This is a genomic window from Limosilactobacillus oris, assembly GCF_025311495.1.
In the GTDB taxonomy this organism is placed as follows: Bacteria; Bacillota; Bacilli; order Lactobacillales; family Lactobacillaceae; genus Limosilactobacillus; species Limosilactobacillus oris_A.
On record NZ_CP104398.1, the window covers coordinates 285,970 to 307,087 of the forward strand.

At 49.5% G+C, this 21,118-nt stretch carries 19 protein-coding genes, 2 tRNA genes and 2 pseudogenes; 5 read left to right on the forward strand and 18 right to left on the reverse strand.

Features of this window, described 5'->3' with window-relative positions; genetic code table 11:
- Positions 1-5 precede the first annotated feature (5 nt).
- The 3 genes from N4599_RS01435 to N4599_RS01445 form a co-directional block, all read right to left on the reverse strand.
- A tRNA-Pro gene (locus N4599_RS01435) sits at positions 6-79 on the reverse strand.
- A 311-nt stretch (positions 80-390) separates the two neighbouring features.
- Positions 391-1,248: a 5'-nucleotidase, lipoprotein e(P4) family gene (locus tag N4599_RS01440; RefSeq protein ID WP_191363717.1), complete on the reverse strand. Its 858-nt coding sequence runs from the start codon at positions 1,246-1,248 to the stop codon at positions 391-393.
- 228 nt (positions 1,249-1,476) lie between these two features.
- The gene (locus tag N4599_RS01445; RefSeq protein WP_260901472.1) at positions 1,477-4,389 is read right to left on the reverse strand and encodes a YfhO family protein; all 2,913 of its coding nucleotides are present in this window, start codon (positions 4,387-4,389) and stop codon (positions 1,477-1,479) included.
- A gap of 174 nt (positions 4,390-4,563) precedes the next feature.
- On the opposite strand from N4599_RS01445, the gene N4599_RS01450 reads away from it, so the two are divergent.
- On the forward strand, positions 4,564-4,881 hold the full coding sequence (locus N4599_RS01450) for a hypothetical protein (RefSeq protein ID WP_419719951.1): 318 nt from the start codon (positions 4,564-4,566) through the stop codon (positions 4,879-4,881).
- Positions 4,882-5,203: 322 nt separating this feature from the next.
- Here N4599_RS01450 and N4599_RS01455 read toward each other — a convergent pair whose 3' ends face one another.
- The gene (locus N4599_RS01455; protein WP_260901475.1) at positions 5,204-5,608 is read right to left on the reverse strand and encodes an MDR/zinc-dependent alcohol dehydrogenase-like family protein; all 405 of its coding nucleotides are present in this window, start codon (positions 5,606-5,608) and stop codon (positions 5,204-5,206) included.
- Between the two features lie 49 nt (positions 5,609-5,657).
- On the reverse strand, positions 5,658-6,431 hold the full coding sequence (locus tag N4599_RS01460) for a (S)-acetoin forming diacetyl reductase (protein WP_003714897.1): 774 nt from the start codon (positions 6,429-6,431) through the stop codon (positions 5,658-5,660).
- Positions 6,432-6,596: 165 nt separating this feature from the next.
- Between N4599_RS01460 and N4599_RS01465 the strand changes: the two genes are divergently transcribed.
- Positions 6,597-6,908, forward strand: coding sequence for a hypothetical protein (locus N4599_RS01465; RefSeq protein WP_260901478.1), 312 nt, complete (start codon positions 6,597-6,599; stop codon positions 6,906-6,908).
- 271 nt (positions 6,909-7,179) lie between these two features.
- Here the strand turns inward: N4599_RS01465 and N4599_RS01470 are convergent.
- The 5 genes and pseudogenes from N4599_RS01470 to N4599_RS01490 form a co-directional block, all read right to left on the reverse strand.
- Positions 7,180-8,376: pseudogene (locus N4599_RS01470) on the reverse strand (phosphopentomutase).
- A complete protein-coding gene (pnuC, locus tag N4599_RS01475) occupies positions 8,376-9,098 on the reverse strand; it encodes a nicotinamide riboside transporter PnuC (protein ID WP_007123172.1) in 723 nt (240 codons plus the stop codon). The pseudogene N4599_RS01470 and the gene pnuC overlap by 1 nt, the downstream one beginning before the upstream one ends.
- A gap of 3 nt (positions 9,099-9,101) precedes the next feature.
- Complete coding sequence (locus N4599_RS01480; protein ID WP_260901482.1) at positions 9,102-9,839, reverse strand: nucleoside phosphorylase; 738 nt, start codon at positions 9,837-9,839, stop codon at positions 9,102-9,104.
- 5 nt (positions 9,840-9,844) lie between these two features.
- Positions 9,845-10,519 carry a Crp/Fnr family transcriptional regulator gene (locus N4599_RS01485; RefSeq protein ID WP_260901484.1) on the reverse strand — a complete coding sequence of 225 codons (675 nt, stop codon included), beginning with the start codon at positions 10,517-10,519 and terminating at the stop codon, positions 9,845-9,847.
- A 187-nt stretch (positions 10,520-10,706) separates the two neighbouring features.
- Positions 10,707-12,635 carry an amidase family protein gene (locus N4599_RS01490; protein WP_260901486.1) on the reverse strand — a complete coding sequence of 643 codons (1,929 nt, stop codon included), beginning with the start codon at positions 12,633-12,635 and terminating at the stop codon, positions 10,707-10,709.
- Between the two features lie 170 nt (positions 12,636-12,805).
- Between N4599_RS01490 and N4599_RS01495 the strand changes: the two genes are divergently transcribed.
- Positions 12,806-13,747, forward strand: a complete 942-nt coding sequence (locus tag N4599_RS01495; protein WP_260901489.1) for a diacylglycerol/lipid kinase family protein — start codon at positions 12,806-12,808, stop codon at positions 13,745-13,747.
- Between the two features lie 88 nt (positions 13,748-13,835).
- Here N4599_RS01495 and N4599_RS01500 read toward each other — a convergent pair.
- The 8 genes and pseudogenes from N4599_RS01500 to N4599_RS01535 all read right to left on the reverse strand — a co-directional run bounded on the left by N4599_RS01500 (position 13,836) and on the right by N4599_RS01535 (position 20,164).
- Positions 13,836-14,411: pseudogene (locus N4599_RS01500) on the reverse strand (sugar-binding domain-containing protein).
- Positions 14,404-14,781 carry a sugar-binding domain-containing protein gene (locus tag N4599_RS01505; protein WP_260901494.1) on the reverse strand — a complete coding sequence of 126 codons (378 nt, stop codon included), beginning with the start codon at positions 14,779-14,781 and terminating at the stop codon, positions 14,404-14,406. The pseudogene N4599_RS01500 and the gene N4599_RS01505 overlap by 8 nt, the downstream one beginning before the upstream one ends.
- 136 nt (positions 14,782-14,917) lie before the next feature.
- Complete coding sequence (gene deoC / locus N4599_RS01510; protein ID WP_260901496.1) at positions 14,918-15,571, reverse strand: deoxyribose-phosphate aldolase; 654 nt, start codon at positions 15,569-15,571, stop codon at positions 14,918-14,920.
- Between the two features lie 86 nt (positions 15,572-15,657).
- On the reverse strand, positions 15,658-16,803 hold the full coding sequence (locus N4599_RS01515; protein ID WP_260901499.1) for an ArgE/DapE family deacylase: 1,146 nt from the start codon (positions 16,801-16,803) through the stop codon (positions 15,658-15,660).
- A gap of 186 nt (positions 16,804-16,989) precedes the next feature.
- Entirely contained in the window at positions 16,990-17,643 is a 654-nt protein-coding gene (locus N4599_RS01520; RefSeq protein ID WP_260901501.1) for a nitroreductase, read from the reverse strand.
- 24 nt (positions 17,644-17,667) lie between these two features.
- Positions 17,668-18,351 carry a DUF554 domain-containing protein gene (locus N4599_RS01525; protein ID WP_062812914.1) on the reverse strand — a complete coding sequence of 228 codons (684 nt, stop codon included), beginning with the start codon at positions 18,349-18,351 and terminating at the stop codon, positions 17,668-17,670.
- Positions 18,352-18,880: 529 nt separating this feature from the next.
- Complete coding sequence (locus tag N4599_RS01530) at positions 18,881-19,285, reverse strand: hypothetical protein (RefSeq protein WP_260901503.1); 405 nt, start codon at positions 19,283-19,285, stop codon at positions 18,881-18,883.
- Positions 19,286-19,591: 306 nt separating this feature from the next.
- Positions 19,592-20,164 carry a TIGR01440 family protein gene (locus N4599_RS01535; protein ID WP_260901506.1) on the reverse strand — a complete coding sequence of 191 codons (573 nt, stop codon included), beginning with the start codon at positions 20,162-20,164 and terminating at the stop codon, positions 19,592-19,594.
- A 137-nt stretch (positions 20,165-20,301) separates the two neighbouring features.
- Here N4599_RS01535 and N4599_RS01540 point away from each other — a divergent pair.
- Both N4599_RS01540 and N4599_RS01545 read left to right on the forward strand, forming a co-directional pair.
- A tRNA-Arg gene (locus N4599_RS01540) sits at positions 20,302-20,374 on the forward strand.
- 163 nt (positions 20,375-20,537) lie between these two features.
- The gene (locus tag N4599_RS01545) at positions 20,538-20,945 is read left to right on the forward strand and encodes a hypothetical protein (protein WP_062812911.1); all 408 of its coding nucleotides are present in this window, start codon (positions 20,538-20,540) and stop codon (positions 20,943-20,945) included.
- The last annotated feature ends 173 nt before the right edge of the window (positions 20,946-21,118 follow it).

A 21,118-nucleotide genomic window follows, 5' to 3' on the forward strand; every position in this document is an offset into this window, starting at 1 on the left:
AGTAATCGGGAAAACAGGATTCGAACCTGCGACCCCCTGGTCCCAAACCAGGTGCTCTACCAAGCTGAGCTATTTCCCGAAATAATTGTTCACCAGCGAACGGTTACTATCATAGCAATTTATTAGTGATTAGGCAAGACCTTTTAGTAAATTTCCTGATAATTTTTACTAATTGCTATTGGAGATGAATTTAATTCACGAGAACGATATTATGTCAACTAATATCAAAAGTGGAGGGACAGAACTGACTTGACTAGTACGTCGGTCTACCACTTTCGACGCGTAGTTAGCGTGGCTGCGGCAGCTTTAGCTTTAAAATAGCAAAGAGGCTGGTTTTATTCCCAACCTCATCTGTGTAGAAATATAATGGTTGCCGTCATATAACAATCACTATGGTTCGGTAACGGTCTTATTTTCAACCTTGTTAGTCTTTGGGTTGAAGTAAGTCAGGTGTGACTTCCGATCCTTAGTCTTTTGCGCATTGCTGATGTTGTAGTTGCCGCCGTAAAGGGCACCTTCCCAGCCACCGTACATTGGACAAGGCAAGATGATGTACTTGCTACCGAATTGGTTTGCATTTTCCATTACATCTTGGTAACGGTCCTTGACAGAAGGGGACTTCGGATCATTCATGTCAGTCAAACTATCGCCGAAGAACATAATGACATTATTGTTCTTTTCGATAGCCTGCCGGCGTGTTTCCTTGCTTTTATCGTTCTTTCCCTTCAGCAGGATGTGGTCATCGGTTGCTTGCGGAAGACCCTGATTGGCAAGGTTCTTCTTCGTAGCCTTGAGTTGGCCAGTCGACCGGTCACTCACGTAGTAAATCTGAACGCCATTTTGGTTCGCGTAGTTTAAGAAGTCCTTGGCACCCGGAACCGGCTTTGCCTTAGCGGCATTTACCCAATCGTTCCAATGGTCAGGGAATTGCTCATCGTGAAGAGCGTTGTAGGCTTGGTATGGCGAGTTATCTAAGACAGTCTCATCAATATCGAGAATAATAGCACGTGGTTGTGCGCTTGCTTGTGCCAAATCCTGGTCCAGGTTCCGCCGAGCGATGTTGTAACCCTGTAAGTAAAGGGCCTTACATTCGGCAGAAGTTTGGTACCAAGCTACTGCCATGGTATTTTGGTTGCCAATATCGGACTTAGCAGCGGTAATAGTAGCAGTACCGCTAAAACTAATTACGCTTAGCGCCATTAATAAAGCGGCGCTGGCTTGCATTGCCATCTTTTTGAACTTATTCATGTAAATACATCCTCCCAATTAACGGCTCATCTACACATTGTGATTGTAGCAAGCGCTTACACAAAAGTAAATGGGTTTATTATAAATAATTATATTCATTAACTCAGCCTAAATCCGGGGGGCGGCCAGCAGAGCAATGAGCTAATGGTAAAGAGCTATTTAAACTAAAAATTCGGGCCTGCGGCAAACCATAGTTTTGTCACAGGCCCGAATTGCTTATTCTTGATGTTAGCGACGTTTCCAAACGCAACTAACCCCAGCGGTGATTAATAGCCAGCCTAACCCAATCAGGCTCATTTTGACACCGGTCTTCAATCCTGGTGTTTGGTAGTTGAAGGCAACGTGGTGCTGGCCTGCAGGCAGCCAAACACCGAGAAAGGCTTGGTTGGTGCGAACCGTTTTCGCCCGGTGCCCGTCAACGTTGACCGTCCACCCGGTAGAGTAGGGGATTGAGGAAGTCAGGATTCCGGAACGTGGAGTGGTAATTGTCCCGCTGACCTGGTTCCGTTTGAATTGGAGGTTAGTCAGGGCGTGCTGCTGGATGGCCCGAACTTGCTGATCATAATGACTGTCAAGTTTTTCGGCCACCACCTTGTAGTCTAGCTGGTAAGTGCCGAGCTTAGATGGTTGGAAGGTCAGCGCTTCCGGCAAGCCCCCCTGGTAGTAACCAATGTTTAAGGTCGAATTGGTGACCTTCTTAAAGAGGGAGAGGACGTTTTGCTTTGCCTGAACCACGCTGGCAGTGCCAAACTTGCTCGTGTAGTTTAACTTAAAGCTGATATCCGGCGAACCGTTAAGTACGTGGTAGCGCCAGTATTGATACTTAGTGAAGCGCTGGTTGATGACGCTGCCCGGGTTTACCGCCATCTGCTGGAGGTGTTTCTGGTCATACTTGATCTGCTCCTTCATGCTAAACGGCGTGTACTTAATTTTGGAGAATTCAATGTGTAATTCAGTCTGCTTGAAGCGCTTGGCAAACTTCTTATTCTCCAGTTCCGGGAATTGCAGCTGGTAGTTTTCATCACTGTCGGTATACTTGAGCTGGTGGGGATTAACCTGGTTGAGCCGGTTAGAAACCAGCACGCTCTTGAGGGTGTAAACCTGGTTGTGAAGGTTGGCCGGCCGCATCCCCTTGGTCGAGCCGTCCACCAATACTCCTGCCGCAAGCGCCCGTTCCTTAGCGGTTGGCGAAAGACGGCGGTAACGCTTGGCGCTAATGTAGTCGCCTTGCCAGTAAAGCAGTGGGAAGGCCTGCTTGCTCTGGTAGCGAATTGTCTGGGTCGGCACAAAGGGTTCCTTTCCCTTTTGGATGGCCCGTGGATTGGGCTGACCGCTATCATAGTTGATCACCGGGTCCGTGGCCTTGTCCATGAAGTAGCCAGCCGGGATTTTCGTTGCGTTCTTGCCGTTACTCTGCACGAAGAGGTATTTTACACCAAAGAAGTTGTTCATGATGCTTCGATCATCGGCCTGGCGGATGGGGATGTTCGCCTGGTACTGGTTGTTTTGCAAGCTGGTGTTGAACTGGCCCAGGTACTTATTTTGCAGGGAGTAATAGGAGTCAATATTATTAAGCCCGGACGTAAGGTCATTATCGAGGTTTGGCCCAAGGTCGTCGACACTCCCGCTGCTATTGATGATTTGGTTCTGACTGACGGTTGAAACCCGGTAGAATGGCTTTCCCGTTAGTCCCTGGTCGAGGCCGCCATAGCGGTTGGCGGTAATTGCCTGGTACTCCCCCCGGCTCAGCATATTTTTCGTGAAGTTTCCGTTATACGGGAAGGCGGAATAAACCGCGTTAAAAGCCGCGTTGAGGACGATTAAGCCGAGTAGCCAGCGGTCAGGCGATTGTGGGCGGTGCAGGTCAATCATCCACAGGGTCAGCAGTGAAACGATCAGGAAAATAACCGGCATGAAAATATCATCATTGTTCTCAAAGAAGAAGGTGACGATTAGAATCAGCAGGTAAACACCGGTGGCCCAGCTGAGGATCCAAAGGTCGCGGTGACTCAGCTGGGGAGCGTTCTGGACGAGAATGCAGACAGTCATTGCTAGTGGCAGGTAAATTAACAGTGTCCAGCGGTTGGAAGCCGACATCATTCCGTTAAAGAAGGCTCCCACAGCCGGGATGAGCAGCATGATTAGTGCCAAGGCAAGACTAATCGTCAAAAGGGGGTACTGCTTGGGCCGGCTGTAAATGTAGACTAGGGCCAGAAAGCCGATGGAGACGATCCCCAAGGCTGTCCAATACATGAAGTACCACTGTCCACCATTAATCAGCTGCTTAGGTAGAAAGAGGTAGTAGTAGAGAGGGTAGACCTTTAGACCGTTCGCAAATTCCGACCCAGTCCGGGTAGAGTTCATGACGGCAATCAGTTCCGGAACCAGCATGACCGCGGAAACTAGGATACTGCTAATCGTGGCAAAGGCCAGTTTGGCAAGCGTTTGCCAGTAGTTCAGCTTTGTCCGGTAATGGGTTGCAACGCGCAGGATCAGGTAGAGCACGGCGCCGATTCCCAGGACGAAGGCAAAGTAGTAATTACTGATCAGCATCCAGGTAAAGGCCCCCACCAGCGGCCAGGCACTTCTTCCCTGAAGGACCCGTTCTAGCTGAACCACGATTAACGGGAAGAGGATAAAGGGGGTCGTAAAAAAGGGCTGGGCAATACAAGCGTACAGGAGAAAAGCATTTACCATGTACGTTGCTGCTCCCGCTAAGATGACGTTATCACGAAAACGGAAGTGCTGGGCAAAGTAGACAAAGGCTAGGCCAACACAGTATAGCCGGATTACCGTGATTACCTGGTAGGCGAGGGTCATTTTAGCGGCCGGGAAGAGGAGGGCGAGGTAGGCAAAAACGTCACCGATTGTATAGTAGGAATAAACCTGAAAAGTATCAGTCCCCAGCCCCATCTTCCACGACCAGTACTGAAACTGCCCGGGGTGATGGAAAAAGTGGATTAAAGCTGCCCGGTAGTTTGCCATTAATGGCAAGTGCTGGTTGAGAGCATCCTTACTGAGGATAAAGGTATGCCCAGTCAGTAAGTACGTGCCAAAGATACAAACCGCCAGGAACACAAACATCACCGTGTATTTGAGGTAGAGCTGTTTTACCGACCGGCGGGTAAACGTGAAATTCATTGTTCAACTTCCCATCTTTACTTAATCAAATATCCTTATTTTAGCATTATGTCTGGCCCGTTGCGAATTTGCTTTGCTACTTTGTTGAATACTGGGCGTTTATGCTTTTTCGCTAAATTGACAGTCAACTGGCAGTGAATTAGAATGAAAAATTAAAGCAAAGAAAGGATTGAAATGATGACCAAACAAGTTCAAGGCCACTTTAGAGCAGTTACCAGCAGTCCCCAGGACTTAGCCCAGCTGGAAGCGATTATGCGGGAGACGTTTACGGATACCTTTGCTAGCGAACAGTCGGCAGAGGATTTAAACGCTTTCTTAGATAAAAATTATAATCAGCCGGTGCTGAAACGTGAATTGGCGGACCAGGACTCAGAAACGTTCTTTTATAAGGTTGACGGTCAGCCAGCAGCATATTTAAAGGTCAATTGGAACGCAGCTCAGACTGAAAAGCAATTTGAGAATGCATTGGAAATTCATATGAACATAATTTAAATGCCCAAGGTTTTTACCACCATTTTGGTTTTCAACGTGTCGGTCAGCACACGTTTACGGTGGGCATGGATCGCCAAACAGATTTTTTGCTGGCAAAGAAGTTGTAAAAGTTACGCTAACACACATTATTTATGGTTAAACAGCAAGGCAATCCAAATGACAAAAATTGCGGTTTCCGGGGGCTTTCTCAAAACAGTTGCACTAAAACTATAATTTTAATGACAGGTTGATTTTAAATGAAGGCCTGCCCTGTTTAGCTAATTATCCATAATAAAAATAAAATCCCTGGACAAAAATAACACTGTTCAGGGATTTTACTAGTTTATTCAAATGTAATGACCGGCTTGACGACCTTGCCGCTGGTGAAGTCGTCAAAGGCTTGGTTGACTTGGTCGAACGAGTAGAACTTCATCAGTTTATCAACGGGGAATTTGCCCTTTTTAGAATATTTGATGAGTTTGGGAATGGCGTCACCTTCAATCAGACCGATAATCTGCTTGGATTCACCCATGATGTCCATCCCGGTCAGGTCCAGTTTACCGGCAATCCCGATTAAACATAGCTTCTCATCGGTTCCCAACGAATGCAGCAAGTCTATGATTAGCGGCCCGTAGCCGATGGAATCAACGGCGTAATCTAAGCCAGCTGGCACGATTATTTCGCGGATGGCGGTCTCCACATCATCGACCTTAGCCGTGTTAATTACATCGGTCGTTACTTTTAGCATGAAAAAAGCCCAGCTGAGCAAGAACTCGCTGGACTTTAGAATGATTATTCTAGTGGAACTGCATCCCACCGTCGACTTCAAGGGTTTGACCGGTGATGTAATCAGAATCTGGACCAGCCAGGAAGGCAACGGCATTGGCAACGTCCTCTGGTTCGGAGAGCCGCTTCAGGGCGATATCCTTAGCAAAGGTCTGCATACCCCATTCATCACTCTTGCCGGCGTTTTGACCGACCTTGTGGGCAATGTCGTACATCATTGGCGTCTTAACGATTCCCGGAGCAAAGGCGTTCACGGTCGTCCCTTCTTCAGCCAGTTCACGAGCAACAACCTGGGTAATTCCCCGGATGGCAAACTTAGAGCTGGAGTAGACAGTCAGGTTCGGATTACCAACCACCCCAGCTTGGGAAGTGGCGTTGATAATCTTGCCGGGGTGACCGAGCTTCTTGAACATCTCGTGAGCGGCCTGGATTCCCCAGATGGTCCCGTAAACGTTGATCGTGTAAACGTAATCTAAGTCGTCCTTAGTAACGGTATCAATCGGCGTCGTTGGGGCAACCCCAGCGTTGTTAACAATTACATTGAAGTCCCCGTACTGGTCGACAGCCTTTTGAACTGCTGCGAAGACTTCTTCACGCTTGGAAACATCAGCGGTTACTGGGAATGCTTCCCCACCGTTCTTCTTAATTTCGTCGGCGACTTCCTGCAGTTTGTCCATGTGCCGGGCAACCAGCACTACTGAAAAGCCGTCCTTAGCCAACCGCTTGGCGATTGCTTCACCAATTCCTTGACCGGCACCGGTGACTAATGCTACTTTGTTTGCCATAATCAATTCTCCTTCATATGTTTGATTTTTCACTAACCGCAGTAATTATACCCTGATATGTTAAAAACTGTCAATGCGTAATTAGTGTAAATTGCCAGCACACCGCGGCAATTACTCATTGACCATGCTATAATAAGTTTTGCACTAACATGGAGGAGAGGGAAAATGGCAGAAGAAAACTATCAGAGTAATGAGCAGGAACCCGGGACGTTAGAACAGCCGGACGCTGACCGTTCTAGCTGGGAGCTGAAGAGCCTTGATTATGATGAAACACTGGCCGTCCTAAACGGTGAGCAGAAGGTTCGACCGGAATTTGCCTTTGCGGATGACGTGCTAGCGAAAATCAGAAAGGACAAGCCGGAGCTCAAAAGTGGCGAGGACCTGAACAGCGTCATTGAAGATAAGTACCAGCAAATTCTCTTGGCCCGCTACAATGTCGACCAGGAACAGAATGTTACCGTCAATAAAGATAAGTAAAGAACTCGGCACCATTGTCCCTTTAACAACTGGTGCCGAGTTTGTTCTCTCCCAAACAATAAGTGCTTTAGTAACAAAACCTCCCTAGTGTTCCCAAGCAGGCTTATTGTACACCGTTATGGGCGTTAAAGGTGCACTTTTCAGTAAATGGACGAATCTTTCAGTGACGGGCAGCTTTCATTACTTTAGCTGGTCGCACCCTCATGGTTATGTTGCCCTTCACCAACTCTAAGACAGCCACCCTCCCGCACTGCGAGTTGGTGGCTGTTTGTTATTGTAATTGGCTTAAGAAGCTGCTCCCATACCGTCCTGCCGGCAAGTTGAAGTTTTCCAGCACAGTGGCACCAAAGTCTGCAAAAGTCGCCCGGGTGCCAAGTGTCCCGTGGCCTTGCATTGATGGTGAGTACACGAGTAACGGGACATTTTCCCGTGTGTGATCCGTTCCCGTAAAGCCAGGGTCGTTGCCGTGGTCGGCGGTGATTACGAGCAGGTCGTCATCATGCAGCTGGTCCAGCACGGTTCCCAGTCGCTGGTCAAAGTCCATCAGGGCCTGACCAAAACCGATTGGATCTCGCCGGTGGCCGTGCATGGCGTCAAAGTCAACTAGATTGGTGAAGCAAAAGCCAGTAAAGTCCTGTCCCATTACCTCATCGACGTGATCCATCCCGTCCATGTTGCTCTCGTTATAGTAAACTTGTTCGAAGCCCCGACCCGAGAAAATATCGTTCGTTTTGCCGATTGCGATCGTATCCCAGCCAGCTTGGTGGAGTTGGTCAATGGCCGTTTCACCAGTCGGCTCGAGGCTAAAGTCCCGCCGGTTGGCAGTGCGAGTAAAGTGGTTCTTATCTGGGCCAATGTATGGTCGGGCAATCACCCGGCCAACAATGTTATCCGGTCCGTTCAGCAGGGTACGGGCATACTGGCAAATCCGGTATAGTTCAGCCAGTGGAATGACATCTTCGTGGGCGGCAATCTACATTACCGAATCACCGGAAGTATAAACAATCAGTGCACCGGTATCCATCTGCTGTTCGCCATAATCATGGATGACGTCCGTCCCCGAGTAAGGCCGGTTAACAATCACCTGCCGGCCGGAAAACTCTTCCAGCTTCCGGATAATCTCGGCTGGGAAACCCTGCGGAAAAGTTGCTAATGGCTGTTTGACCGGCAAGCCCATCATTTCCCAGTGACCGTCCATACTGTCTTTGCCAGCGGAAATCTTGGCAATCTTCCCCTGGTAACCAAGGGGCGCCTTTGCTGGTGCGACTCCCAAAATCGGCTGGTTACGGAGGTTGCTCATGCCGAGTCGGGCGAGGTTTGGCAAGTGCAGCTGACCATGGTAGGCCGCGCCAACGTGGCCGAGGGTGTCGGCTCCCAGGTCACCGTACTGAGCTGCGTCAGCCGCGGCTCCGGTGCCGACAGAGTCCAAGACAATGCCCAAGACCCGTTTATATTTTTGATAATCTATTACTTCGCGGTTCCCCCTTCGTTATCCGCTTCACCGCTAGCCCAGACCTTGGTAGCGTAAACGGAGTTGAACAGCAAGGCCGCTTGCAGTGCAATTTGTGACAGGTCGCCGCCGAAGGTTCCAATGTGAACCCCCATTTGGAAACGGACCGCAAGGATAATCCAGTAGATGATGTTGGCAGTGTTGACCCAAATCCACAGGGACCAGTTTTCCTGGTACTTTAGGATGTAGAGCAGTTGGGCAATGAAACTAACCACCAAATTGAAGGAGTCAAAGTATGGCAGCTGACCGTTGAACAAGCCGATGAAGTACCAGCCAATGAAGTAAGCCACCACGACCCCGGCGAAGACCCACCGCCGGACCTTTGGGCTAAACCGCTTGGTAGCATCGTCGTGTCCCCACATAAACCAGCCGATTGGTTGTGAAATAACGTAGAAGATGTCCATCACGAAAGTTCCCCAGGTGTGGCTCTGCCAGGCAACGTAGGTCATGGCAATACACTGGATAAAACCGAAGATAAAGGTGACCTTCCGCCCCTTCATCCCGTAAACCAGGGCCAGGGTACCAAAGACTCCGGAGAGCATCCCGATCCAGCTGTCGGGGGCGATGAGGTAGACCCCAACTTGCAGTAATAGCAGAATCGTGACGTAAATTACTTCAAACTTCTTCCATTTGCTGAATAGCTGGGTAAACAGCCAGCCGTGGTTACTTGTATTCGTCATTGTTTATTCCTCCTCCAGACTCTGATCGCTTAAAATATCTAACGCTAGCTTGAGTGATGCGACTTCCCCCTCGGCCATTAGGTCATCCCCGTTGACCAGGTCGTTGACCCCGGCGGCCAGATCGCCCTCATACAGGACGACGTTGTTTAGAATCGACAGGGTCTCCATTCCCCGCTGCCGGCCAATGGTCATCAAGGCCCCAGATTCCATATCGGCGCCGACGATTCCCTTACCTGACCAGAACGCCTCGTTTTTAGCATTATCGTCCATGTAGAAACCATCATGGGAACGGATAATCCCGTAGACTGCCTGGGGGGCGTACTTATGTGCCAGGGCCATTAAGCGGAATGCCGGTACTGCCGGGTAAATTCCTGGGACGTATTTTTGAGTGAGTCCGTCATCGCGAACGACCCCCTCACCGATAATCAGCTCTCCCAGGCCAATACCACTCTGCATGGCCCCGGCCGAACCGACCCGGATGACTTTCTTGACGTTGACATTGTGGAGCTCCTCGACCCCGATCCCAGCAGACGGGGCGCCAATCCCTGTCGACATCACGAGAATGCGCTTGTTTTTGTATGTCCCGAGGATGGACTTGTATTCCCGGTTAAAAGCCCATTCCTGGACGTCATCCAATAGCTGGGTCGCCGTATCTACCCGGGCGGGATCACCAACGATTACGGCACTATCAGTTCCGATTTCAGTAGTAAGCTGGGTGTGTGGCTGTTGTTCTTCTGTCATGGTAGCTAATCCTCCGTTTCCACGATTTTGCGTAGGGTTTGACAATCGGTGATTTTGATGGTGGCGTGGTCAATCTTAATAACGTCAAGGTCGGCCAGCCGTTTGAGCACCCGGTTGATATTCCGGTAAGAAGTATCCACTTCATAGGTGATTCGTTCCCGGGTAATCGGGATGTGTTCATCGGCACAGTTGAGAAGGAAGAGACCGATTTGCTGCAAAGCGGAGTGCATACTGTAGCGTTCCATTCGTTTAGTCAAGTGGTAGATTTGCGCTGAAAGATTGCTGATCAGCTGGTCGGCGAAGCGGTGGTCCTTTTGTGACCATTCGACGAAATCGGCATTGCGAATTGCGAGGACCGTAATTGGCGAAATGTTAATAATTGAGGCACTGTATGGCCGGTTGATAATCGCTTCCTGCTCGCCTAAAAACATCCCCGCGTCATAGACATCCAACACGACTTGCTTCCCACTAGGCGAATTAAGGAAAACCTTGACCCGCCCCTTGACCAGTAGATAAGTAGACTGGTACTGCTCCCCCTGGTGCAGGATAAATTGCTTGCTGTCAAAATGCTTGACCTGCATTCGCTCAATGATGTTAAGCGGCGCCGTTTTAACTAGCTGGCGAACGCGTTGGTCAGAGTTGATTGCTGTATACACTTCTTTAATATCCAAGAGTATCACCCTCACTCTATGTAATTATTATAGTTGGAAGCGCTTACGATTGACTATGTCACCTGTCCTTAATATACACGAAATTTGTGTTTTTTGTTCATTAAGTCCCTATATTTGAGGACATTTGTCCCCGGAGTTTTTTTACTAGTTGAAAAAAGCCCCGCGCTGCCGAGGGCACGGGGCTTTTTTCAAAAGATTAACGTTGTTTGTGGCGGCCTTCAGTATCAACAGCCAATAGGGCTAACAAGCAGCCGGTTCCCAGAGCAACCAGGATGGTTGAGTGCTGGCTGCCGGTTTGGGGGAGCTCTGGTTGCAAAGCGCTAACCTCCCTGGTTTTGTGACTGCCTGTGCTTGCTAGCTGGCTGCCCGCAACCATGCGGTTATTCGCCAACTGCCCGCCTGTTGCCCCTGCTTTTTTAGTTGGGGCTGTTGCCTGCGGGTTGGCGGCCTGCTTTGGCGGTAGGACTTGCGCCCGGTAGTCATTGAGGAAGCGGAACTGGTGGTGGTCTTCAAATAGTTTTCCAAGCGCTAAGAGAACCAGGTCGCTGCCGGGGGCACCCTCTAGCTGGATTCCGAGCGGCAACCCCGCCGCACTAACGTAGGTTGGCAAACTGAGCGCTGGCTCCCCTGCTACATTAGCAAGCTGAGTAAAGGGAGTTTTGCTCAGGCCATGAAGCCAGGCCGCATAAATCAAATTCATTTGGTCCTTGAAGTTTAGGTCCTTAATCTGTAGCAGCTTGGCTACGTCTGCTGGCAGGAAGGCTGGGTCACTGTTCAGTGGGGCGGTCGTAGCGGTTGTTGGAGTTAGGTAGATAGGGTACTGCTGATGAAAGGTGGTCATCCGCTGGTGAACCGTAGCCAGGCCGTCCTGGTACTGCTGGCGTACGTTTTTGGGAGCATTGCGACTGGCTTCGTAGAGCGCGTAAGTCATTGGGCTGACTAGCCCCGTCTTGACGTCTTCGGCGGTCAGGTTGCGGTGGTACTTTTGCTGGAAAAGAAAGTTGGCGACGGAGCCATCACTAAGAGCTCCCAGGTAGTAATTCTGCATTAGTTTAACGCCGTCGACGGGGCTGTCCTGCTCAACCACATTGAACCCCTGGGCGCGCAGAAATTGGACAGCATTGAGAACTGCTGCCCGGGCGTCCTGACTAACCGGGGTGCCTACTGGCGAAACTAAGGAATAGGCAATCTTGAGTGAGCGTAAGTCTTGGGGGAGAGCCTTTAGTGTCCCCGCCTGTTTGGGATTTAACAGCCCCTTTAAGAGGGTCACCGTGTCGTTAATGTCCCGTGTCTCCGCAAAGTTGACCACGGATGGCGTTGTTGAATCGCCAATGATCAACCCCTGGGTTGGCTTGAGGCCGATTACCCCCGACCAGGAGGCAGGAATCCGTAGTGAGCCCCCGGCGTCGTTTCCGGTCGCGATGGGAACAATGCCTGCGGCAACGCTTGCGGCTGCCCCACCAGAGGACCCGCCGGGATTGCGGTCCAGGCTCCACGGGTTATGCGCGGGGCCATAGAGGTTGGAGTTAGTAACGTTGATCAACCCTAGTTCGGGATAGTTAGTCTGTCCGAGAATAATAAAGCCGAGGTCCTTTAATCGTTGGACGAAATTTTTAGTATGGTGTGACTGAACACCCTGCTCGTAAGGTAAGCCATTCGTGTTGGGATAGCCCTTGTATGGCTGACCAATCCCTTTGATGAGGAGCGGAACCCCATAGAAAGGCTGCTCATTGTGCCCCGCCTTTTGCAGGTCTTGCAATTGCTGGTTAGCATCGTCTGGATTTATGTAGATGACATTATTTAGCTGGTGGTTCTGCTGGTCGATCTGACGGTAGGTATCGTTGATCAGGCCCTGGTCATTGATTTTGCCATCCCGAACCTGCTGGGCAAGTGCTCCGGCGGATTGGTTGGCGAACCGCCCCGTTTCAGCTGGATTGGTGGTTTGTGGCTGGTCGACTTTCCCCTGCTGCCTACTTTGACTAGCAGCTGCCTGGGCAGTCTGACTGGTAGTTGGCTGATTGCTAGCGGGAAGCTGATCGGCGAATGCCGGTACCGCGATGCTGAGATTTCCTGCCAGCAGAATCGCGGCAGCTAGCGTACTCCATTTTCTGCGATAATGATTCAAGGTTGACACTCCTCCTGTAAAAAACTACCGTTATTATATAAACAAATGGTACCGCTTGCAATTAATAACTATTGTCTATTTATGAGCAAGACGGACTTTGTCAATTAAGGAGTCGTTCATTTTGCGGTATAATGGGAGTATTAATTTTTACGGAACGGAGTAATGAATAAGTGCGGTACCTATTTTTGATTAACCCTAATTCTGGCAGTGGTAAGGGGATGGCAGTCTGGCAGAAAGTTCATCACTACTTGGCAAGCCAGCAGATTGACTACCGGTACGTTTTCAGCAAGTACCCGGGACATCCACGCGAACTGGCGGCCCAGTGTGGTCAACGCCGCCCTGTTATCGACTGCTTGGTCGTGATTGGCGGGGATGGGACTCTCCATGAAGCGTTTAGCGGCCTGCTAATGACGGAAGCTCCGTCTTGCCCGATTGCATATATCCCAGCCGGAACCGGGAACGACTTTGCCCGCGGTTACCGGATTTCTACGAAGCCCCTCGTCGCCCTGCAGCAAATTTTAAATAACCGGCAACCCCATCCTATTAACGTGGGGTGTTATCAAGACCTAAACGCAGGGGAAGCGGGAATCTTCCTTAATAACTTTGGCATTGGCTTTGACGCCGCCATCGTCCATGCCACGAACCATTCGCGCACCAAGGAGTGGTTGAACCACCACCATCTCGGGACCTTTTCTTATATTTTTAAGGCGGTTCATGTTCTCTTCACTCAGCCGGCATTTGAACTGCGGGTAGCGTGCCAGGGCAAGGAAAAGGTTTTTCCACGGGCATTCCTAGCCATCGCCAGCAACCACCCGTACATCGGCGGTGGAATCTGTGTGACGCCGGACCAGCGCATCGACGTGCGGCAGCTGGAGCTGGTAGTGGTAGAAAAACGGGGCTGGCTTTCCCTGCTGGGTGCAATGCTGGCCTTTGCTTCCGGCCGGATCACGAGCTCATCATCCGCCCACGTCTTTCGCGATAGTCAGCTCAGCTACCGTGTCCGGCCGGCTCAGTACGGCCAAATTGACGGTGAGGAACCAGGTCGGCGGGCATTTTCACTCGAACTTACCTGTCGGGACTACCCGGTATGGCAGGAACCGTTGGCTAAGTAAATATAAACTGCAAATGCGGTATGAAAAAGGCCGCCAAGTTCGGATTTCCGGCTTGGCAGCCTTTTAAAGCATTCTAGAGCTATAAATTTCAGTCTTCCGCCAGCAGCTGCTGGGCGACATCAACGTCAGTAACCAGGGTGTTAGCATAATTTCCTGCCAGGGCTGCCCGAATTGCGGGGAGCTTTTTGGCGCCCCCGGCGACCAGGATGGAATCATGGAGACCCCTCAGCCGGTTGATTGGGAAAGCCATTGTCCGGGCGGTTAGCTCCTGGTTGACAATTTGTCCCTACTGGTTAACAAACTGAGAAATAATATCCCCCACTGCCGTTTGCTGGAGGCTTTGCACCTCGGCTGGGCTAAGGTAGCCAAGTTCAAAGAGGGTTGCGTCAGGGGCCGTGGTACCAACAGTGAAGATTGCAACCGTGGTTTTCATCATCGTGGCGATGACGTTGTCAATAAAACGATCCTGGGTGACCATTTCTTTGACCTTCTGGTTGGCGAAGATGACTGGCAGCGGCAAAATTTGGGCTTGGGTATGGAAACACTCGTTGAAGCGTTTGGTAACCTCAACCACATAGTTATTATGGGTCGAGTTAGCGACTGTTCCCTTGAGGTAGGTAATTTGAACCCCCTGTCGTTCACTAATACTAAGGTGTTTAGCCACTGCGTCGAGGGTTTGCCCCCCAGCTAATTCCGAGGACGTCGTTGTCAGTCACGACTTGGGGGAGGTAGTCCGCAGTTGCCTTGCCCAGGGCAGCTAATAGTACTGCCTGCCCCTCCCCCGTTGGAGTAGCAATCAGCACGTTTTTGAGCTTAAACTTATTCATCAGCTGCTGACGGAGACCAGCGATGTCTTGCAGAGGGTCAGTGACCTGAATTTTGACGATGTTAGTATCGCGGGCGTACTGTAAAGCACGCGATACGGTTGGTCGGGACAGGTTGAGCTGTTTTGCAATTTGGGATTGCGTGGCCCCGTCAAGGTAGTACAGCTTGCTGATTTCAACTGCTTGTTTAATTTGCTTTTTGGTATCCATTAATTTTGCTCCCCTGGATTGGTTATTGTAGTTATTATAGCAAAGAGGAGGAATCTAAATGAGTGGGACAAAACGAGCTTGCCTAGTTCGTCGCCCCACTCCAGTTATAGATTAGAAAAGTTAAGAAAGGAGTTGCTTATTCCTTGCCGATAACCTTCATACTGTGGCTAACACCGAGCCGGGTCGCTCCGGCGTTTACCGTCGCCTCTGCTTCTTCCGCGGAGTGGATACCACCAGAGGCCTTAACTTGGGTGGTGGTTCCCGCAACCGCAGCGCTCATTAACTCAACATCGTGGACAGAAGCGCCACGGGTGGAGAAGCCGGTAGAGGTCTTGACAAAGTCGGCTTCTGTCTCGGCCACGATTTGAGAAGCCTTTGTAATTTCGTCATCGGTAAGCAGGGCGGTCTCAATGATCACCTTGACCACTTTCCCAGCGTCGTGACCAACCTTGACTAGCGCTTGGATATCATCGGCAACCTGAGTGTAATGCCCAGCCTTCATCTCACCGATATTCATTACCATATCAACTTCGTCCACCCCGTCAGCGATGGCCTGCTTAGTTTCAAAAACTTTAGCCGCCGTTGTCGTTGCGCCAAGGGGGAAGCCAATCACGGTTGCCGTGACAACATCAGTCCCCTCCAATGCCTGGTGCGTTTTAGCAACCCAGTAAGGGTTAATCATGACGGTGTGAAAGTGGTTATCAATGGCCTGCTTGATAACGGTGTCAACTTGTGCCTCAGTTGCGTCTGGGCTTAATAGGGTGTGATCAATGTACTTGTTTAGTTCCATGTTGTTCAGCTCCTTAAATTGAGTACACCATTATCACAACATATTTTTACATATGTTCAAATACACGTTTACAAATGTAAAAATAATTAGGTGAAAAAGGCCTGCGCTAGTTGCTGGTAGAAACGGCTGGCTTGATAAAAGGCTGTCAAATCCACGTATTCGTCGGTTTGGTGTTTGCTATCATTGCCCGGACCAATCAGGGCAATGTCGAATTTTCCCTTGGCATGCAAGAATTCGGAGCCATCGCTGGCGCTGGTTTGTCCTGTCGGCCGGACCGGGCTCGCCAATAGTTCCTCATGGACCTTGCCAATCAACTTGACCAGGGCGGAGTCCTTGCTACCGGGCATGGCTTCTTCGGGGTAGGAAAACTGGAGTTTAAGCTGGTGCTGCGGTTGCTGGTTCAACCGGTCAACCAGCTGGTTTAAGGCGTCAAAGATAACCTGGTTGGGGTATTCGGGAATCGTCCGGATATTCCCCTTGATAACCGCCTTGGCCGGGACACTATTGACTTGCTGGCCCCCTTGAAAAACACTTTGCACATGAGTGAGTTTGCCGAGGATGGGGTTGACCTGGTTAAAGGACGCCATCAACGGCCGAACTTGACTAGCAAAGTCAACCAACTGATCGACGGCGTTGATGCCATTCTCTGGCTGGGAGCTGTGGGCCTGCTTGCCAATTGCGGTGACACTGTAATCGATTACTCCCTTGGCCGTGTAGCCAACCTCACTCAGGCCATTCGTCGGCTCACCGATAATGAGACCGGCTAAGTCATCGGCGTAGCCAGCCTTGGTGAGTTGGGCTGCTCCGTACTCCCCCGTTTCTTCACCAATGGTAGCGAAGAGCCGAATCCGGCCGGGGATGGTATCAGTAGCGAGCATCTCGAGCATCATGACAAGCATTGCAGCGAGACCGCTCTTCATGTCGCTGGCCCCCCGCCCGTACAAGCGTCCGTTCCTGATGGTGGCGACAAAGGGATCGCTGGTCCATTGGTCGGGGTTATCGGTGGCAACAACGTCTTCGTGACCACAGAAACCAAGCATCCGGTCGCCTTCCCCGATGGTTACGACCAGGTTATCCCGGCCGGGCGCAAAGGGAACCCGGTCGATTTGGACCCGCTTGCCGTAAGGCTGAAATAGCGACTCGATGAAGTCAGCTACCTGTGCTTCGTTGCCGTTGACGCTATTAATTGAAATCAGCTTCGCCAGAATTGCGACTTGCGCTTCTTTTTTCATCACAATGATTCCTCCTTAGTCCTTGCCATTAATGATACTCTTTGCTAAAGGGTGAAGGAAGAATAAATCAAAGAAAGCAAACTGGACGTCCAAAATCGGCCGAGCCCCGTTAAAGATAAGAGAAAACCCAGCAGAATCGGCTGGCAAGCTAATTCTGCTGGGTTCCTCACGCTCTCTTGAATAGAGTTAGTTAAAATGCAGTACGTTGCTTAACGGTACTCGTTGCGAATGGTAATGGTTGAGCGGCTGATCTGCGGGATAACCGAGAGAAATACCTACGAGCACCCGTTCGGTATCGGGAATTCCTAGAATTTGACGAAGAATATTGGGGAAGCGGACACTATTGTAGGTGGGAATTGAGCCCAGCCCTCGGTTGGTAGCGGCCAGCATGAGGGTCTGGGCAAAGGCCCCGGCGTCGAAAATTGACCAGTCTGGGGATGCTTGGGGAACCGTTATAAAGAGGATCACCGGTGAATTGTATAGGCTGTCGCTTGCCGTGCTCATGGCGGTATGGGCCTCGTCAAAATTTGAAAAGTGGTGGACGATGTCGTGCCGCCACTGTTTCATATTAGCCTGGGTACGTGGTGCCCACTCTTCCCCGCTCATCACTGGGAGGTCAGGTTGACTTGCCTGTCCAGTTTGGTCAGCTTCGCGGTAGGCTTCCTTAATCTGTTGCAGGACAGTTCCCTGCGCGCAGTAGACTTGCCAGGGCTGCGAGTTGACCCAGGACGGCGTTCGCTGGGCGACAGTGACGATTTCTTTGATTAGATCTGTTTCGACGGCCTGGTCGGTAAACTGCCGGACCGAGTGCCGTTTATTGACGACTTTGGTAAAATCCATAACGGTAAATCCCCCTTACCTAAATTAAATCAATCCCTTAACGAGGAAGAATAAAATGGGAATCAATAGCGCTGGCAAAAAGTTCAGCGTTTTGATGTTCCGCAATTTTAGCAGAGTAATCCCGGTAGTTGCGATTAAGAAACCACCGACGATTGAAATCTCAGTAATGAGCTCGTTGCTGAAAAAGTCAGCTGATAAAAACTTGGCAATCAGGTAAAGCCCACCCTGCCAGCAGAAGAGCACCGGTGCGCAAACCAGCATTCCCCAGCCGAAACTGGCACCAAAAACAATTGCGGTTACAAAGTCGAGCATGGCATTGGTGTAGAGCATCGTCTGGTCGCCCTTCACCGCTGCCATTACCGGACCGACAATTGACAGGGCGCCGATGCAGTACAGGAGCAATGCGGTGGCAATCCCCTTGGCAAGCTGGGAATGACCGCCGCAGCGTTCGATAAGGTGGTTATAATGTTCATCGATCCGCCACCAGGTCCCAAGAACGGCACCAACAGCTAGGCTAACAATAAACAGTACGGGATAGTTGCTTCGCGGCATGTTCAGAATTGCGTTTTCCAGGCCGATCCCGAGTGCGGCTAAGCCCATGGCGGCAAAGAGAACCTCCTGATATTTTTCTTTAATGCCGCCCTTAATCACACAACCGGCAACGGTCCCGACTAGCACCGCTATAAAGTTAACAATGGTGCCTACCATTGTGTTCATCCTCCCTGTTCAATAGTTAACGTATCCGTACTAGAATACACTTACCAGTTTAAATTAGTTTAGGTGATTTCGCCAGTAGAAAAGATGGGGATGGTAGTCAGAAACTTGGTTCAGAATTTTAAATTGAATTATTAATGTGAAAGATTGGTTGTTTGGACAAAGTAGACTGAATTTTTGCTAGAGACCAGTTCATCTCAGCCCCGTGTTTTTTGGCCCTCCCAACCCTAATCCGCAGCAAAACGAATTACTATTATTGGCCGGATCGCTTATCAATCTATTAGCTTTTAGACGTTATTTATAACGTTTTTTAGTATATTTTGATTATTTAGCATGTTTAGACTTGATATTATTTTTAATAATCATATAATAATGGCGTTAGGTAGTTTATGGATTTGCTACTTAACTCCCCCAGAATCTAAATAATACTCTTTCCTAGAAACCATTTGAGTGTTACTTAGTGTGAGACCTCCCTATCTCACAAAAAAGCATCGGTTCTTTCCGCCGATGTCTTTTTATTTTGCTATTGATTATTTTCTTGGCTACTTGTGTTTGTGGTTACCGGACTGCTTGTTGCAACAGCTGGACTAGCACCACCCTGTCTGACGCTACTGGTTCCGGTAGTATTGGCGTTGTTAACAGAGGCAGCTCGACTGACGCTAGATTGGCTCACTGCCGTCGGTGCAGAACTAATCGCCGTTGCCCTTGCCTGGCGAACGGTTAGGTCTTTAGCAACCTGCTTGCCGTTTCGCTTCGCAACCACCTGGTAAGGTCCGGCGGAGTCTAAGCTAATGACTTTCGTGGTGGTTCCACGTCCTCGAGCGACTGTGAAGTTCTGGTAGACATGTCCCGTGTTGCGGCCCTTGACGGTGACCGTGGTACCACGGGATACAGTGATTTTGATGTTGACCTGGCCGTTATCTTCCATCGTTACGTCTGAAGTAAAGTCTAATTTGATAGTTTGCTCAGCCTGTGACGATGTTGAACTAGACGCCGCTTTGACCGGTCGGGCGGGTTTGGCGGCCTGGCGGTGAGTATTTACGCCGGTATAAATCGCTCCTCCAACGCCAACCAGGAAAACAAGGAGCAGCAGCCAATTGAAACAAATTGCTCCCCTACTGATTTCGGTATTGCCTTTTTTAGTGCGGCGGACCTGACGAATGAACTGGATTATTAGTAGTAGCAGAGCAAGCGCTGCGCTGATGATGAAAATATTCATGTGAACTCCTATCCGTTAATTATTGCCGTGTTCGTTGAAGGGATCCCAGCGGTACTTTGCCCGGGGACCACCAATGTATTTCGGCCGGGACCGGAGATAGGTAGTATGGGCATTGCCAATTTCGGTGACTGAGGTTCTGACCGGGACCTGAACAAATTTGACGTGCATGCCGATTGAAGTATCTCCAATGTCCATTCCAGCTTCCGCTTGGATATGTTCAACTTCAACTGGATCATTCATATTTTCAAATGCCGCAATTTGTCCCGCCCCACCAGCGTGGATTTGGGGGTAAACCATCACGATTTCCAGTCCCCGTTCCTTAGCGACTGAGCGTTCAACTACCAGTGCCCGGTTAAGATGCTGACATCCCTGCACTGCCAGGTGGATTCCAAGCGGTTTGATGATGTCGAGAATTGTTTTAATGATTGCCCGGCTAATTTCAATGCTAGGGAATTTACCAATCATTTTGCCCTGGACTTCACTTGTACTAAGGCCGACAACCAGGATATCTTCCTGACTAAGATTAGCCTCTGCTAGTAGTTCGTTAAGTCCCTGCTTCGTTTCTTCTTTGATCGTTTCAATATTCATAATTAATACTAAAGCCTCCTTTAGCTACACTACTAGTTTAGCATTTTTTAGGATTAAGTGGTCGTTTTAATGATTATTCTGGTTGCTATCTTCACCCTGCTAATTTTGCCTAAAAGGGTTATAATTAATTATGTGAAGCGCTCTTAGTGTAACCGGATAGCACATGAGATTTCGGTCCTCATGATCCGGGTTCGAGTCCCGGGGAGCGCATTTTTTATGATTTTTGAAGCGCATTATAAAATACTAAATCGCTATTAAATTAGTACTCTGAGTGCTTTGTTGTAGGCCATAGCCATTCGACAAGTGAGTGGTTATGACTTGTCCAAACACTGAAGACACTAAAAGCTGAAATAAATTTCTTGGGGGAATCACAATGAAGAAAATTAGCTTATTATGTTTTACTGCATTAATGGGCCTGTCACTGGCAGCATGCGGGAATAACAATTCTAATAAGAAGGCTACAAGCAGTTCCACTCATTCTTCTAGTAAAGTAGTAAAGCATCATAAGAAAAGTAGTGAAGAATCGTCATCGCAAGTCCAACAGCAAAGCCAGCAGCCACAACAGGCTACAGCACAACAATCACAAGCAGACAGTAGCAATAGCGCTGATGGTAAAACAGTAATCGCTGGTCATAGTTTTCATAGAGAAAATTTTTATGGAAATAGTATTTTAGTTGGTGACAACGGTGAAGGTGAAGCAGGAGAATGGGCCGCTAATAATCCAGCCACTCAAAATGATCCTAATGTTGAGGCCCAATTAAAGTCAGCATATGGTAATTAATTCAATTTCTCTTTACCATTTTAAAAATGAAAATGCAACAGCGCAGTAGCCGGATGGTAGTTCAAATGCTGATAAATCAGTATTTACCCCTATAAGTTAACTGCGCGTCGACGGAGGTAGGAGACGTAGTTCTGTCCCGCCTCTTTTATTATATGCAATTTTGTAATGGAAAG

Coding starts and splice junctions, on each gene's coding strand:
- N4599_RS01440 (WP_191363717.1), bottom strand. CDS start 1,248: ATGAATAAGTTCAAAAAGATGGCAATGCAAGCCAGCGCCGCTTTATTA.
- N4599_RS01445 (WP_260901472.1), bottom strand. CDS start 4,389: ATGAATTTCACGTTTACCCGCCGGTCGGTAAAACAGCTCTACCTCAAA.
- N4599_RS01450 (WP_419719951.1), top strand. CDS start 4,564: ATGATGACCAAACAAGTTCAAGGCCACTTTAGAGCAGTTACCAGCAGT.
- N4599_RS01455 (WP_260901475.1), bottom strand. CDS start 5,608: ATGCTAAAAGTAACGACCGATGTAATTAACACGGCTAAGGTCGATGAT.
- N4599_RS01460 (WP_003714897.1), bottom strand. CDS start 6,431: ATGGCAAACAAAGTAGCATTAGTCACCGGTGCCGGTCAAGGAATTGGT.
- N4599_RS01465 (WP_260901478.1), top strand. CDS start 6,597: ATGGCAGAAGAAAACTATCAGAGTAATGAGCAGGAACCCGGGACGTTA.
- pnuC (WP_007123172.1), bottom strand. CDS start 9,098: ATGACGAATACAAGTAACCACGGCTGGCTGTTTACCCAGCTATTCAGC.
- N4599_RS01480 (WP_260901482.1), bottom strand. CDS start 9,839: ATGACAGAAGAACAACAGCCACACACCCAGCTTACTACTGAAATCGGA.
- N4599_RS01505 (WP_260901494.1), bottom strand. CDS start 14,781: ATGGATACCAAAAAGCAAATTAAACAAGCAGTTGAAATCAGCAAGCTG.
- deoC (WP_260901496.1), bottom strand. CDS start 15,571: ATGGAACTAAACAAGTACATTGATCACACCCTATTAAGCCCAGACGCA.
- N4599_RS01515 (WP_260901499.1), bottom strand. CDS start 16,803: ATGAAAAAAGAAGCGCAAGTCGCAATTCTGGCGAAGCTGATTTCAATT.
- N4599_RS01520 (WP_260901501.1), bottom strand. CDS start 17,643: ATGGATTTTACCAAAGTCGTCAATAAACGGCACTCGGTCCGGCAGTTT.
- N4599_RS01525 (WP_062812914.1), bottom strand. CDS start 18,351: ATGGTAGGCACCATTGTTAACTTTATAGCGGTGCTAGTCGGGACCGTT.
- N4599_RS01530 (WP_260901503.1), bottom strand. CDS start 19,285: ATGGAAGATAACGGCCAGGTCAACATCAAAATCACTGTATCCCGTGGT.
- N4599_RS01535 (WP_260901506.1), bottom strand. CDS start 20,164: ATGAATATTGAAACGATCAAAGAAGAAACGAAGCAGGGACTTAACGAA.
- N4599_RS01545 (WP_062812911.1), top strand. CDS start 20,538: ATGAAGAAAATTAGCTTATTATGTTTTACTGCATTAATGGGCCTGTCA.